Raw genomic sequence first — 13854 nt, 5'->3', positions numbered from 1 at the left:
CCGTTCGGACTGAGCTTGTCGAAGTCTTGCGCGGCGCTTCGACAGGCTCAGCGTGAACGGATGGGGCTCCGTGTGAACGGATGGGGCTCCGTGTGAATGGATGGGGAGACGGAAAGGCCCGGCCCGCTACTTGACCCCCGCCCCCTTCAGCAGGAAATCCGTCACATGCTCGATCAGGTAGCGCCGGTCCTTGTCGTCGCCGTCCTGCGCGACGTTGCGGAAGTACGCGGCCTGCGTCGCATGGTCCGCATAGAACTGCGTCACCGCCCAGATGTGGAACAGCACCAGCATCGGGTCGGCGGTGTCCATCAGCCCCTGGTTCATCCAGTTCTGGATCACGGCGGCCGCCTGGTCGGTGCGCGCCTTGCTCGTATCCATCATGGTGTTGAGCACCGGCGCGCCGCGCATCATCTCGGCGGTGAAGATGCGCGAGCGCAGCGGATGCTGGAACGAGAACACCATCTTGCGATGGATCAGGTCGCTCAGCACCTTGCGCGGCCCGAAGGCCTCGTCGCTGAAGCCGAACACCACGATCCAGTCGTTCAGGATGTCCTGCAGCACCAGCCGGTAGAGCGCTTCCTTGCTCTCGATGTAGTAGTGCAGCTGCGCCTTCGAGAGCCCGGCCTTGTCGGCGATGGCCTGCGTCGTTGCGCCGGCCAGGCCCTCGCTCGCGAACACGTCGATGGCGGCCTGGTAGATGACGCCCAGCACCTGCGTGTACTTGCGCGACCGGCCGCGCGTGGCCGGTGCGTCGCTCTCGGTTTCTTCAACGCTCACAACTGCAACACCAGTTCAAGGCCCTTGGCGCGCGAGCAGCACAGCGCCACCTTACTGCGCCGCTCGGTGCCGGTGAGGCAGAAGTCGCGGTGCTCGGCGGCCTCTCCGTCGCCCTCGACCACGCAGGTGCCGCACAGGCCCTGCTGGCAGGACACGGGGATGTCGATGCCCACTTCATGCAGCGCATCGACGGCCGTCTGGTCCGCCGCGACCGGCACCGTGATGCCGCGCTGCGCGAGCTTCAGCGTAAAGGGCAGGCCGGTGGTGGTGTTGGCATCGGTCGGTGCGGCAAAGTACTCGGTGTGCAGCGCGTCTTCGGGCCAGTGCGCGGCCGCATCGCGCACCGCCTTCATGAAGCCGCCGGGGCCGCAAACGTAGAGGTGCGTGTCGGGCGCGCGATCGGCCAGCAATGCCTGCAGGTCGATGCGTTGCGAGGCATCGCCCTGGTCGAGGTGCAGGCGCAGATGCGGCGCGAGCGCGGGGTCGCGCAGCGCATCGGAAAACGCCAGGTGCTCTTCGCTGCGCGCGAACACGCACAGCGTGAACGATGCGCCGCGCGCCGCGAGCGCCTGCGCCATCGCGAGCAGCGGCGTCATGCCGATGCCACCGGCCATCAGCAGGTGATGCGCGGCCTCTTCGCGCAGCGGGAAGGTGTTGCGCGGCGTGCTGATCGCGATCAGGTCGCCCTCGCGCACGCGCTCGTGCATCGAGGCCGATCCGCCGCGGCTCGCAAGCTCGCGCTTCACCCCGATCACATAAGACGGCGCATTCGAAGGCGCCCGCGCCAGCGAGTACTGCCGCGAGAACCCGCCCGGCATGTGCACATCGATGTGCGCGCCGGCCTCGTACCCCGGCAGCGCGCGTCCCCACGGATGCGCCAGCTCGAAGGCCAGGATCTCCGGTGTCTCGCGCGAGATGCGTTCGACGCGGACGGTCAGCGTGCGTTCGAGGCTCATGGTGTTTTCCTTTCTATGTTCATTGAGCGATTCCTCTCGCCCTGAACCTTCCCGCCGTTCGCCCTGAGCTTGTCGAAGGGTTGTGCCCAATGGACGCAGGCTTCGACAAGCTCAGCCCGAACGGTGGTTGGCATTTGTTGCTCTCGCTCGGATCGAATTTTTCTAGAGCGCTTGCAACGTCCGCGAAACGCGCTCGATGAAATGCGTGCGGTCGCGCTCGGTGACGGCGTTCATGTCGTGCAGCTGCAGCCACGTCACCTTGCAGCGCCACGCGAACAGCGCGCGCAGGCCCCGCGTGAACAGCCGCCGGCAGGGGTCGCCGATCACCTTCAGGAACCAGCGCGGCGAGCCGCCCGTGGTCACCACCGTGAGCCGCCGGATGTGGCGCATGCCCGACTTCGTGAGCTGGCCCTTGCGCTCGGCCGGCAGGAAGGCCACGCCCGGCAGCCAGACCCGCTCCAGCCAGCCCTTGAGCATGGACGGCGGCCCATAGAACCAGATGGGGAACACGAACACCAGGTGCTCGGCCCACAGCAGCGCTTCGACATGTGGCTTCACACGTTCGCGGATGAGGTCGGGGTTGTCGATGTAGGCGATGCGCTCTTCGCGGGTGAGCGTCGGGTCGAAGCCCTCGGCGTAGAGGTCGATGGCTCGGACGGTATGCCGCTGTTCGAGCGCTTCGAGCGCGGTGCGGTAGAGCGCGTGGTTGAAGCTGTCAGGGTTCGGATGGCAGTGGACGACTAGCGTTTTCATGTGGAGGGCCGCATCGCCTGTCGGCGAGACGGGGTCAGAGCCCAAGGAACAAAAGGGCGCGCGGTGCCTTATGGCAACCCAGGCGCCGGCATCTGACCCCGGCGCAAGCCCCGCGCGACCCACGGGAAAAAACAACGAAACGAATTACTTGCCGGTGAGCTTCTTGCGAACGTCGACACCGACGCCCTTGTTCACGAACTGCGTGGTCACGACCTTCGACAGATCCACCTCGCCCGCCTTGTAGAGACCGGCCTTGACCATCTTGTCGTAGAAGTCCTTCACGCGGGCTTCGTCCATCGTGCCGATGCCCTTGGTGAGCGATTCGCCGCTGTCCACGATGCCCATCTTCTTGATCAGCTCGATGGAGCCCTGCAACGCGGCCACAGGCGAGTCGGGGTTGATCTTGGCGATCATCTCGTTGGCGGCCTTGTTGTCGCCGTAGAGGTAGTTGTTCCAGCCGATGATCGAGGCCTCGACGAACTTGCGCACCGTCTCGGGCTTGGTCTTGATGAGGTCCGCGCGCGTCTCGATGGTGGTCGAGTAGGTCGAGAAGCCGTTGTCCGCCAGCAGTTGCACCACCGGATCGAACCCGGCCTGCGCCTTGATCGACAGCGGCTCCGAAATCGCATAGCCCTGCTGGATCGACTTCTTGTCCGCGAGGAACGGGCCGACGTTGAAGGTGTAGGGCTTGAGCTGCGAATCCTTGAAGCCGTGCTCCGACTTCATCCACTGCCAGAAGCTGAACTGGCCGTCCTTGCCGATGAAGGCGACGGGCGCCTTGGTCATGTCCTTGAAGGTGTCGAAGCCCTGGCCCGGGTGCGCGAACATGGCCTGCGGGTCCTTCTGGAAGAAGGCCGCGACCACCACCGTGGGCACGCCGTTCTTCACGTTGTCGAAGGACTGCAGCAGGTTGCCGGTCATGAGGAAATCGACCTTGCCGGCCGGCAGCATCGGCCGGTTGTTGACCATCGGGCCGCCCTGCTGGATGTCGACATCGAGGCCGTACTTCTTGTAGGTGCCATCCACCAGCGCCTGGTAGAAGCCGCCGTGGCCGGCCTGCGCTTTCCAGTTGGTGGCGAACACCACTTTTTCCTGCGCCTGCACGGCGAAGGCGGCTGCTGTCAGCGCCAGGCCGAAGGCCAGCGGGCGGAGGTGGAAAGCGGGGATGCGCATGGGGACGAACTCCTGTGGAGGTTTTGGAAAGTACGGGATGCGGAGACTAAATCTTTTCAGCGTTCGACGGCCATCTCGGGCGTCCAGCCGCGCGTTTTTCCGGGGTTCATCAAACCCATCGGGTCGCTGCGCTTCTTGAATTCGATCTGCTGCGTGTCGATGGTCTTCATGCCGCCGTCTTCGATGGTGACCACATGCGGGTTGAAGATCTGGCAGCCGCCCTGCGACTCGATCTCGCGGATCACCTCGTACTGATGCGCCTCGCCCTTCCAGCGCACGAGCAGGATGCCGAAGGTGCCGCACTCGCCGCCCGCGCGCGCGAAGTCCTGGTGCTGCAGCACGTCGTCGCCGAAGATTTGCAGGTGTCGTTCGACCACCGAAGGATCAAAGGGCTGCGCATACGCGACCTGCAGGTAGGTCCAGCCGCGGTCGGCCTTCAGCGCTTGCAGCGTCGTGTGGTTGAACGCGCACTCGTAGGCGGGCGGCAGGCCGTCGGCGAGCAGTTCGGCCTCGGTGCCGGCGACGGAGATCATGCCGCCGTGCGCATCGGCGAGCGCGCGGAACTCGGCCATCGACTCGGGCGAGACCATGGTGAAGACTGCATGCCGGTCGATCGGGAAGCGGTCGCGCATTGCCGTGTAGTACGGCGAGAAGCGGGCCTCCACGGTGGAGAGCAAAAAGATGTCGAGCGTCGGCGCTTGCGCTGCGATGCCGAAGTCGAGCGCGCCGCGGTACGTCTCGAAGAGCACCGTGCAGTGCACCCATTCGACCGCCGGGCTCAGGGCCACTTCGACATCGAGGATCACGCCGTTGGTTCCGTAGGCGTGATGCACCTGCTGGATCTCGTCGCCCACGAGTTCGATGACGCGCGGCTCGCGCTCCACCGTCATCACGCGCGCGCGCAGCAGGTTGCCCGGGTCGCGCAGGATGCCGTGGCGAAACGATCCGATGCCGCCGAAGCCGCCCGCGATGAAGCCGCCGATGCTGGCCACATGCCAGGTCGAGGGCCACATGCGCAGCGCCTGCCCGGTCTCGCGCGCGGCGAGGTCGATGTCGTGCATGCGCGCGCCGGCTTCCACGCGCATGCGACCGTCCTGGATGTCGAGCACGCGGCACATCTGCGTCACGTCGAGCACGATGCCGCCCTCCAGCGGCACGCACTGGCCGTAGTTGCCGGTGCCGCCCGCGCGCACGGTAAGCGGCAGCTTCCACTTCGCGGCGACTGCTGCTGCCTGTCGCACGTCGTCCTCGGTGCTGACCTTCACCACGAGGTCGGCCACGCAGCCCGCGAGCTGTGCGGTGAGGATGGGGCTGTACCAGTAGAAGTCTTTCGACAGCTGCTTTCTCTGGCTCGGCGCGGTGACGAGGTTCAGTCCGCGCAGGTCTTCGCGGACCGCGTCCCAGTCGATGACCGTGTGCATCGGCCTAGCGTTCACGGCGCATTTCGCTTTCATGCCAGTGGCCAAGCACCATGCGCGAGAGGGCGGCGAACACGATGAAGATCACGATGCCCAGCAACGACACCAGGAGCAGCGCCGCGAACATCATCGGGATCTCGGTGCGGAAGCTCGATTCGAGAATGCGCGAGGCGAGACCCGTCTCCTTGCCCGCCGTGCCCGCAGTGAACTCCGCCACCACGGCGCCGATCAGGCTCAGCCCGCCCGCGATCTTCAGGCCCGCCATGAAGTACGGCAGCGCGCTCGGCGCAAGCAGGTAGCGGAAGGTCTGCCAGGGCGAGGCCTTGTAGAGCTGGAACAGGTCGCGCAAATTGCTGTCGGCGCTCTTGAGGCCGATGACGGTGTTCGACAGGATCGGGAAGAACGCCACGATCCACGCGCACAGCAGCAGCGCCGCGGTGGTGCTCGAGACGTAGATCAGGATCAGCGGCGCAATCGCGATGATCGGTGTCACCTGCAGGATCACCGCGATCGGGAAGAGGCCGATCTCCACCCACTTGAAGAGCGCGAACGCAATCGCCAGCAGCACGCCACCCACGATGGCCGCCAGCAGTGCGAGGAGCGTGAGCTTCACCGTGAACCACAGCGCGCTGGAGAGCGTGTCCCAGTTATCGAACAGCGTCTTCAAAATGAGCGAGGGCGCGGGCAGGATGTAGTGCGGGATGTTGTTGGCGCGCACCGTCCATTCCCAGATGAGCAGCAGCAGCACGACGATGGCCGCGGGCACGGTGATGCGCAGCAGCGATTCGCGGCGGCGCAACTTGTCTTCATGCGCGCGCAGGGAGGCCTCGGAGGGCGCCGTGTCCACGTCCGCGAGGGCCACGGGTTCAGTGATCGATGTCGACGCCATGCAGGGCTCCGTGCAGGGATTGCGACACTGCCGTGCAGTGCGCGTTGTAGCGGCTCGAAGTGCGGAATTCCTCGCCGCGCGGATAGGGCTCCTCGATGCGAATCTCGTCAATGACGCGGCCCGGGCGCGCGGCCATCACCACGATGCGGTTCGAGAGATACACCGACTCGTACACGCTGTGCGTGACGAACACCACCGAGAAACGGTGCTCGCGCCAGATGGCGAGCAGGTCGTTGTTGAGCTTGATGCGCGTCATTTCATCGAGCGCGGCGAAGGGCTCGTCCATCAGCAGCAGGCGCGGGTGCGTGACCAGCGCACGCGCGATCGACACGCGCATCTTCATGCCGCCCGAGAGCTCGCGCGGGTACACGTCGGCAAAGCGCGAGAGGCCGACCATCTCCAGAACCTGCTGCACAACCGGCGCCGCCGCATCGCGGCTCTGGCCGGCCAGCTTGAGCGGCAGCCACACGTTGTCGAACACCTTGGCCCAGGGCATGAGCGTGGGCTCCTGGAACACGAAGCCCAGGTCGCGGTCGCTCTGCGTCTTTCCGGTATTGGCGCCGGACCATTGCATCTCGCCTGAGCTGAGCCGCGTGAGGCCGGCAATCAGGCGCAACGCCGTGCTCTTGCCGCAGCCCGAGGGGCCGAGAAAGCTGATGAAGTCGTGCTCGCCGATGTCCAGCGTCATGCCCTGCAGCGCGAGCGTGCCGTTGGCAAAACGCTTGCTGACGTGGCGCAGGCTGACCAGCGGCGGGGTGGTGGATGGCGTGGTGCTTTCCATGGTGGGGCGAGCCTAGCGCCAGGCAGGTTCGTTGGCGAGGCGAGAGAGCGGGAAGCGGTCCACCTCGTGCAGCAGTTCGACGAAGCGGCGGCCCACGTGGTCGAGCACCGCGGCGCCCTTCTCGGCCGTTGCGCGCGTGGCATCGCCGGCCGCGCCCGAAGGGTTGATGTCGTGCATCTGCCAGCCGAGCTTGCCGCTGGGCGTGATCGAGAGGAACTTGTTTTCTGCGGCCAGCTGCTCGGTCATCGAGCTGAAGTTCTGGAACTGGTCCTTTCGCACGTAGTCGGGCGTGAGGTGCAGCATCACCGAGCTTTCGAGGTCGCCGGCGTGGATGCCATGCTTGCCTTCGTGCGCGGTGAACAGGCCCTCGGGCAGGCCCAGCGTGTACCAGTTGGCGGCGACGACCATCATGTCGTGCTCTTCGCGCAGGTCGCGCGCCACGATGTCCATCACGCTCATCTGGCCGCCGTGGCTGTTGTAGAGCACCAGCTTGCGCACGCCGGCCTTGGCGACGCACGCGCCGATGTCCTTCCAGAGCGAGATCAGCGTGTTGGCCGACACGGTGAGCGTGCCCGGGTAGCGCGAATGCTCGTTGCTCTTGCCGTAGGGCACGGTGGGAAGAAACAGCACCGGCAGGTCGTCGGGCAGGTGCGGGAGCGTGGCGCGCACCATGCCGTCGATGGTGGCGGTGTCGGTCGACATCGGCAGGTGCGGACCGTGCTGCTCGGTGGCGCCCACCGGCAGCACGGCGATGAGCCGTTCGCGGTCGAGGCGGGAGAACTCTTCGCTGGTCAGGTCGGACCAGAAGCGGCTGCGCAGTGTGGGCGGATTCATCGGGGTGTACCTCGTGACGCGACGGCCGGATGATGGCCTAAATCATCCGATCGGTCAAAAAAAGTAGCCCCCGTAATTACCCACCCCTTGCAGGCAAGGGGTCTGCCCTGACCGCCAAATCAGACGATCTGGATGAATTCAGGCACTCTCATCGCCGCACGATGTAGCGCGTGACGACCGGCGAGGTTTCGCCGATGTGAAAGGCCAGCCGCCGCTCCCGCAGCACCATGTCGCTGGCTGTCGCACGGTTGAAGCGGCGCAGGTGGTCGGTCCACGACTCGTCGACGATCTGTTCCACGTAGCGGCTGGGCTGCGCGATGTCGTGCAGCAGCTCCCAGCCGATCGCGCCCTGGCTCAGGCGCGCGCGGCGCGTCTGCTGCATGACGATGTGGAAGGCGGCGGCGCGCGCCGGCTCGATGAGGTACTCGACCGTGATCACCACGCGCCCTTCTTCCTGCGGCGCCTCGGCCGGCGGGCCCGCGGCCCAGCCGGCTTCGGCGGGGCTGGTGTCGTCTTCACCGGTGACGTCGGTCACGAAGCGCAGGGCGATGAGCATCAGCAGCGTGCCGCTCACCGAGGCCACCGCCAGGCTCAGGTTCAGCGCCGTCATGGTCGCCACCTGGCCCCAGATGGCCGCACCGATCGCGCTCGCGCCCATGATCGCCATCTGGTACATCGACATGCCGCGCGCCCGCACCCAGTCGGGCAGCGCGAGCTGCGCCGACACCGAGAGCGAATTGGCCACCGTGATCCACGCCATGCCGCCGAAGAACATCGCCGGCACCGCGACCCAGGCGTTGGGCGCGAAGGCCATCACCGCCGTGGCGCCCGACTGCAGCAGCGTGCCGCGCAGCACCAGCTGGTCGCGCCCGAGCGCCTGGCGCAGCCGCGGCAGGAACAGCACCGCGACGATCGCGCCCGAGCCCATCGCGGCCAGCAGCAGCGTGAAGGTGCCCGCATCGCCGCCTTTCAAGTTGCGAGCGAGCAGCGGCAGCAGCGCGAGCAGCGCCGTCGAGTGGAAGAAGAAGATCGAGATGCGCGTCAACACCGCGCGCATGCGCTGCGACTGCCGCACGAACTGCACGCCCACGCGCATCGCGCTGATGAGCTTCTCGCGCCCCAGCGGATTGGGCGTGTGCTCGCGTCGCCAGCGCAGCACCACGAAGCCCGACGCCACCGACAGCACCGCGTTGAGCGCGAACACCCAGATGGTCCCCGCGCTCGCGATCAGCATGCCGGCCGTGAGCGGGCCGATGATGCGCGAGGCGTTCATCGCGATGCCGTTCAGGCCGAGCGCCGCCGGCAGCTGCGGGCGCGGGACGAGCTCCGGCACGATGGCCGAGAACACCGGCCAGCGCAGCGCCAGGCCGATGCCGTTGGCGAAGGTGAGCGCGAGCAGCAGCGGCGCGGTCATCAAATCGAGCGCCAGTGCCGCGCACAGCACGATGGCCGTGCCGGCCAGCCAGAACTGCGTGGCCACGAGCCAGCGCCGGCGATCGAGGATGTCGGCCAGCGCGCCGCTCGGAAGGCCCAGCAGGAAGACGGGCAGCGTGGAGGCCGACTGCACCAGCGCGACCCAGATCGGCGAGGTGGTCAGCGAGGTCATCATCCACGCCGCCGCCACATCGTTCATCCACATGCAGATGTTGGCGATGAGCCAGGTGCTCCATAGCATGCGGAACACGGGGAGCTTCAGCGGCTCGAGGGCCGCGAACTTCGAGGGTTGCGGCCGCGTGGGCGGCAGGGGTGTCTCTTCGGTCGTTATCGGTGGCATGTGGCGCTATTGTGGCGCGCGGCTTTCTTGCTTCAACCGCGGTCGCTGCGCGCGAGGCGGTGTTCGAGCCTTCTGAGCATCGTGGTCAGCACCAGCGTCATCACCCAGTAGATGACCGAGATCGCGAGGTACGGCTCCCAGTAGCGCGCATAGGCGCCAGCCACGGTGCGCGCCGCATACGCCAGCTCGGCCAGGCCGATGGCGGAGACCAGCGATGTATCTTTCAAGAGCGCGATCGCGTTGTTGCCCAGCGGCGGCAGCATGCGGCGAAACGCCTGCGGCAGCACCACGTAGCGCATCACCTGCGCGGGCGAGAAACCGATCGAGCGCCCCGCATCGAACTGCCCGCGCGAGATCGACTGGATGCCCGCGCGGAACACCTCCGAGATGTACGCCGCCGAGTTGAGCGTGAGCGCCACCACGCCCGAGATGAGCGCGCCGTGCTCCTGCTTCAAGGTGCGCGCGAGTTCGCCGTCGATCAGGATGCCGCTCGTCGGATGGATGAACACCGGCATCACCGCGAAGTGGATCAAGAGGATCTGCACGAACAGCGGCGTGCCCCGGAAGAAGCTCACATACACCGTGGCCGGCCAGCGCAAAAAGAAGCGCGCGATCCAGGTCCACGGCGCATGGCGAGGCTGCGCGAGGCGAGCGAGCGCAAGGCAGAGACCCCAACTCGAACCCAGCAGCACGCACACCACCGTCATGCGCAGCGTCATCCATGCGCCTTGCCAGAACAGGTCCTTGTATTCGACCAGGATGTCCCAGCGGAACCATCCAAACAGGAGGATCGGTTGTTCCATATTCATCGCCTTCGCGTCATCACTCTCAAAAAACAAACGGCCGCTTCGAGGGCGGCCGTGATCGGGTCACAGGTGCCGTGCGGCTCAGCGCACGTTCGGGTCCTTGTTGAACCACTTCTTGTAGATCGTCGCGTAGCTGCCGTCCGCACGAATGGCCGCCAGGCCCGCGCTGAGCTTGTCGAGCAGCGCCTTGTCGCCCTTCTTCACCACGATGCCGAAGCCCTCTTCGGGGAAGGACTTGTCGTCCAGTGTCTTGAGGTCCGCATGCTGCGCCACGCGGTAGGCGATGACGCCGTTGTCGCCCATGGCCGCATCGACGCCACCGCCGGCCAGCTCCGAAATGATGAGCGGCGTGCTCTCGAAGCGGCGGATGTTGGGGCTGGTCTTGCCGAATTCGCGCGAGGCGATGTCGTCGGCGGTGGAGGCGCTCACCACGGCGATCTTCTTGCCCGCGAGGTCCTTCAGCGAGGCGACCGTGCTGTTCTTGGGCAACGCGATCAGTTGGCGCGCGGCGAAGTAGGGCGGCGTGAAGTCGTAGCTCTGCTTGCGCTTGTCGTTGATGGTCACGCCCGAGATCACCAGGTCGACGTCGCCGTTGTTCAGCGCGCCGAAGATGCCGGTGAACGGCGTGTTGACGACCTTGATCTTCAGGCCCTGCTGCTTGGCGATGGCGTTGATGATGTCGATGTCGAAGCCGACGATCTGCTTGTCCTTGTTCTCGAACGCGAAGGGTGCGTAGGTGGCGCTGGAGGCGACGGTCAGTTCGCGGTTCGGGGTCTGGGCCTGGGCGCCGAAGGTGAGTGAGGCGGCTGCGAGACCAGCAATTCCGAGGGCCAGTGCGCGGCGGATGGGGTTCATTGGAGGGTCCTCTGTGTCCGCGGGGCGCGGCGGTATGCGTATGTGGTGGGCGAGGATTTTAGGCTGGCGCTATCGGCCGCCCTTCCGCACCGCTCTGCAAAGCGGAATGTGAGTGCTTCGACTGAGTCCTCGCTCCACGCCTGCCCGCGGGCTAACTAAGGTTCTCCGGGCGGGCCCGGGGGCATCGCCCGGTGGCGTGGCGCGCTGTCTAGTATCCGGAGCTTCCCCTTTCAGGAGCTCTGCATGACCCGGCGACTCGGACCTGCCTTTCTTCTTTGCGGCATCGGCCTGGCATGGAGCGCCACGAGCGCGCTGGCGGCCGGCGACCCGGCGCCGCGTTTCGATCCGCAGCGCCTGTCGCAGATCGTGAAGACCATCTCCGGCGACGACTTCGAGGGCCGCGCGCCCGCCACGCCGGCGGAGGCCAAGACGGTCGACTACCTCGTGGCCCAGTTCAAGGCCGCGGGCCTCGTGCCCGGCGGCGACCTCGAAGGCGGCAAGCGCGGCTGGACGCAGTCGGTGCCGCTGGTGAAGACCGATTTCCGCGGCACGCCGCAGTTCTCGCTGCAGGTAGGCACGCAGCGCGATGCGCTGGTGCAGGGCGAGCAGATCGCGGTGCGCGCCGCGATGGACGGCTCGACCTCGGTCTCGATCCAGCAGGCGCCGCTGGTCTTCGTGGGCTATGGCGTGAGCGCGCCCGAGCGGCGCTGGGACGACTACAAGGGCGTCGACCTCAAGGGCAAGATCGCCGTGGTGCTGGTCAACGACCCCGATTTCGAAACCGGTGCAAACGGCACGGGCGACTTCGGCGGCAAGGCCATGACCTACTACGGCCGCTGGACCTACAAGTTCGAGGAGGCCGCGCGCCGCGGCGCCCTGGGCGTGCTGATCGTGCACGAGACCGCGCCCGCCGCGTACGGCTGGGCCACGGTGAAGAACTCCAACACCGCGACCATGCTCGACATCGAGCGCGACCAGCCCGCCGCGGTGCATCCGAAGCTGGAGGCGTGGATCCAGCGCGACGTAGCCGTGGAGCTGCTGCGCCGCGCGGGACTGGACTTCGAGGCGCAGAAGAAGCTCGCGCAGACGCGCGAGTTCCAGTCGCAGGTGCTGAAGGATGCGAGCCTCACGGCCGAGTACGCGATCGACCGGCAGGTGATCGTTTCGAAGAACGTGGTCGGCCGCGTCGAAGGCCGCCAGCGCCCCGGCGAAACCGTGATCTACAGCGCCCATTGGGACCACCTGGGCGTCGGCGCGCCCGATGCCAAGGGCGACAGGATCTACAACGGCGCGGTCGACAACGGCACCGGCCTCGCCGCGCTCATCGAGATGGGCCGCGCCTTCGCCAGCGCGCCGAAGAAGCCCGAGCGCTCCGTCGTCTTCCTGGCCGTGACGGCCGAGGAGCGCGGCCTGCTGGGCTCCGAGTTCTACGGCGCCAAGCCGCTGTACCCGCTGGCTAAAACCGTCGCCGTCATCAACATGGACGCGCTCAGCCCTGAAGGCCCGGCGCGCAACTTCAGCACCTCGGGCAGTGCGGTTTCGCAGCTGCAGGACCTGCTGGTCGAGCAGGCCAAGGGCTTCGGCTTGGCCTATGCGCCGGACCCGCACCCCGAGGCCGGCTACTTCTTCCGCTCCGACCATTTCTCCTTTGCCAAGCGCGGCGTGCCGGCGCTCTCGTTCGCCTCGGGCAACGACTGGGTGGAAGGCGGCCTCGCGGCCGGCGAAGCGTCCGCCAAGGCCTACACCGCCGAGCGCTACCACCAGCCGGCCGACGAATGGAAGGTCGACTGGTCCTTCACCGGCATGGCGCACGACCTGCCGCTGCTTTATCGCGTGGGAGAGACGCTGGCCAACAGCAAGCGCTGGCCGGAATGGGGACAGGGATCGGAATTCCGCGCGACGCGCGATGCGAGCCGCGCCGAGCGGCGCTGACCGGTCGCGCCGGTCGCCTTTTTCTCTTCAGCGAACGAAGAGAAAGTAGAGCGCGACCAGCGCGATCACGACGGCGCCGATCACCTTCTTTTTCCAGCTGCTCGTGGCAGGCCCTGGCGCCGACGACGACGTCCAGGTGAAGGTCCGCGTCTGCGAGCTGGAAGACGGCGGCAACGCGAACGGCACGGACGGCAAGGAAGACGTCGACGAAGACGACGAGGTGGTGAAGTCCATCGAATCGACGGAGAACGTCGTCGTGGTCTTCGTCGTTCGCATCTCCGTCCGCGCGCCGGCCACGCGGGCCATGGCGTCCGCGACGATCTCGTCATGCGCCGTACGGCCGGCCAGCGCCTTCAGGTCATCCGCGCTCAGCGCGCCCGCCCGGAGCACCGTCCAGGCGAGCGTGGCGGACGGCGAATCGGGCGCGGCCCAGGCTTCCTCGTGGGTGGGCAGCATCGAGAGGCTGTGCGAGTGCTGCGCCGCGTCGATCAATTGCAGGGCCATCAACTGGTCGAGCGCGTTGGCGCTGACGCCGTCGTGCACGCGGCGGTCCAGCAGGCGGATGTGCAACTGCGCCCACGGCGGCAGAGGGAACTCGCCGCTGATGAGGTCGGTGGCCTCGGAAACAATGGCCTGGGCTTCGTTCTCCTGGCCTGTGCCTGCGGCGCGGGTGGGTAGATCGGCGAGTTGCGCCTGAGGAATGATTTCGCGGGCGACGACCCAGGCGAGCGCTTCGGCCGGCGTGCGAAACAGGGCGTTGGGCAACTCGGGATCGTTGGCGGCGGCTGCGTGTTCGGCGTCGGTGAGCAGGCGGATTTGCTGCAGATGGTCCAGTGCGCGGCGGCTGGGGTCGAGATTCATGCGGCTCCCTCTTCTTGTGTCGGTGATGGGGCGAATGCTCGCATA

Annotated in this window: 13 protein-coding genes; 1 reads left to right on the top strand and 12 read right to left on the bottom strand. The window is 66.8% G+C overall.

Translation table 11 applies throughout. The annotated features are described in order from the left end of the window. Positions 1–126: 126 nt before the first annotated feature. The 11 genes from VARPA_RS29225 to VARPA_RS29175 form a co-directional block, all read right to left on the bottom strand. Positions 127–777: a TetR family transcriptional regulator C-terminal domain-containing protein gene (locus VARPA_RS29225; protein WP_013544202.1), complete on the bottom strand. Its 651-nt coding sequence runs from the start codon at positions 775–777 to the stop codon at positions 127–129. Continuing rightward, positions 774–1733: a PDR/VanB family oxidoreductase gene (locus VARPA_RS29220; protein WP_013544201.1), complete on the bottom strand. Its 960-nt coding sequence runs from the start codon at positions 1731–1733 to the stop codon at positions 774–776. The genes VARPA_RS29225 and VARPA_RS29220 overlap by 4 nt, the downstream gene beginning before the upstream one ends. A 162-nt stretch (positions 1734–1895) precedes the next feature. Next, a complete protein-coding gene (locus VARPA_RS29215) occupies positions 1896–2486 on the bottom strand; it encodes an NAD(P)H-dependent oxidoreductase (protein WP_013544200.1) in 591 nt (196 codons plus the stop codon). Between the two features lie 144 nt (positions 2487–2630). Then, positions 2631–3659 carry an ABC transporter substrate-binding protein gene (locus VARPA_RS29210; protein WP_013544199.1) on the bottom strand — a complete coding sequence of 343 codons (1029 nt, stop codon included), beginning with the start codon at positions 3657–3659 and terminating at the stop codon, positions 2631–2633. Between the two features lie 56 nt (positions 3660–3715). Beyond that, positions 3716–5080, bottom strand: coding sequence for an FAD-binding oxidoreductase (locus VARPA_RS29205; RefSeq protein ID WP_013544198.1), 1365 nt, complete (start codon positions 5078–5080; stop codon positions 3716–3718). Between the two features lie 4 nt (positions 5081–5084). Then, positions 5085–5966: an ABC transporter permease gene (locus tag VARPA_RS29200; protein ID WP_013544197.1), complete on the bottom strand. Its 882-nt coding sequence runs from the start codon at positions 5964–5966 to the stop codon at positions 5085–5087. Continuing rightward, positions 5944–6747 carry an ABC transporter ATP-binding protein gene (locus VARPA_RS29195; RefSeq protein WP_013544196.1) on the bottom strand — a complete coding sequence of 268 codons (804 nt, stop codon included), beginning with the start codon at positions 6745–6747 and terminating at the stop codon, positions 5944–5946. Before VARPA_RS29195 ends, VARPA_RS29200 begins: the two co-directional genes overlap by 23 nt. Positions 6748–6759: 12 nt before the next feature. Continuing rightward, positions 6760–7581 (bottom strand): creatininase family protein, encoded by an 822-nt coding sequence (locus VARPA_RS29190; RefSeq protein WP_013544195.1) that lies wholly within the window; start codon positions 7579–7581, stop codon positions 6760–6762. A gap of 148 nt (positions 7582–7729) precedes the next feature. Further along, a complete protein-coding gene (locus tag VARPA_RS29185; protein ID WP_013544194.1) occupies positions 7730–9355 on the bottom strand; it encodes an MFS transporter in 1626 nt (541 codons plus the stop codon). A 32-nt stretch (positions 9356–9387) separates the two neighbouring features. Further along, the gene (locus VARPA_RS29180; RefSeq protein WP_013544193.1) at positions 9388–10158 is read right to left on the bottom strand and encodes an amino acid ABC transporter permease; all 771 of its coding nucleotides are present in this window, start codon (positions 10156–10158) and stop codon (positions 9388–9390) included. Positions 10159–10242: 84 nt separating this feature from the next. Next, positions 10243–11016: a basic amino acid ABC transporter substrate-binding protein gene (locus VARPA_RS29175; RefSeq protein ID WP_013544192.1), complete on the bottom strand. Its 774-nt coding sequence runs from the start codon at positions 11014–11016 to the stop codon at positions 10243–10245. A 243-nt stretch (positions 11017–11259) separates the two neighbouring features. Between VARPA_RS29175 and VARPA_RS29170 the strand changes: the two genes are divergently transcribed. Continuing rightward, the gene (locus tag VARPA_RS29170) at positions 11260–12948 is read left to right on the top strand and encodes a M28 family metallopeptidase (RefSeq protein WP_013544191.1); all 1689 of its coding nucleotides are present in this window, start codon (positions 11260–11262) and stop codon (positions 12946–12948) included. 27 nt (positions 12949–12975) lie between these two features. Here VARPA_RS29170 and VARPA_RS29165 read toward each other — a convergent pair whose 3' ends face one another. Further along, positions 12976–13809 (bottom strand): hypothetical protein, encoded by an 834-nt coding sequence (locus tag VARPA_RS29165; protein ID WP_013544190.1) that lies wholly within the window; start codon positions 13807–13809, stop codon positions 12976–12978. Positions 13810–13854: the final 45 nt, after the last annotated feature.

This window comes from Variovorax paradoxus EPS (assembly GCF_000184745.1).
GTDB lineage: Bacteria > Pseudomonadota > Gammaproteobacteria > Burkholderiales > Burkholderiaceae_C > Variovorax > Variovorax paradoxus_C.
Note: the sequence above shows the minus strand (reverse complement) of the source record. Positions and strands in the feature narration are given on the sequence as shown.

Coding starts and splice junctions, on each gene's coding strand:
- VARPA_RS29170 (WP_013544191.1), top strand. CDS start 11,260: ATGACCCGGCGACTCGGACCTGCCTTTCTTCTTTGCGGCATCGGCCTG.
- VARPA_RS29190 (WP_013544195.1), bottom strand. CDS start 7,581: ATGAATCCGCCCACACTGCGCAGCCGCTTCTGGTCCGACCTGACCAGC.
- VARPA_RS29175 (WP_013544192.1), bottom strand. CDS start 11,016: ATGAACCCCATCCGCCGCGCACTGGCCCTCGGAATTGCTGGTCTCGCA.
- VARPA_RS29200 (WP_013544197.1), bottom strand. CDS start 5,966: ATGGCGTCGACATCGATCACTGAACCCGTGGCCCTCGCGGACGTGGAC.
- VARPA_RS29180 (WP_013544193.1), bottom strand. CDS start 10,158: ATGGAACAACCGATCCTCCTGTTTGGATGGTTCCGCTGGGACATCCTG.
- VARPA_RS29215 (WP_013544200.1), bottom strand. CDS start 2,486: ATGAAAACGCTAGTCGTCCACTGCCATCCGAACCCTGACAGCTTCAAC.
- VARPA_RS29185 (WP_013544194.1), bottom strand. CDS start 9,355: ATGCCACCGATAACGACCGAAGAGACACCCCTGCCGCCCACGCGGCCG.
- VARPA_RS29220 (WP_013544201.1), bottom strand. CDS start 1,733: ATGAGCCTCGAACGCACGCTGACCGTCCGCGTCGAACGCATCTCGCGC.
- VARPA_RS29165 (WP_013544190.1), bottom strand. CDS start 13,809: ATGAATCTCGACCCCAGCCGCCGCGCACTGGACCATCTGCAGCAAATC.
- VARPA_RS29210 (WP_013544199.1), bottom strand. CDS start 3,659: ATGCGCATCCCCGCTTTCCACCTCCGCCCGCTGGCCTTCGGCCTGGCG.
- VARPA_RS29205 (WP_013544198.1), bottom strand. CDS start 5,080: ATGCACACGGTCATCGACTGGGACGCGGTCCGCGAAGACCTGCGCGGA.
- VARPA_RS29195 (WP_013544196.1), bottom strand. CDS start 6,747: ATGGAAAGCACCACGCCATCCACCACCCCGCCGCTGGTCAGCCTGCGC.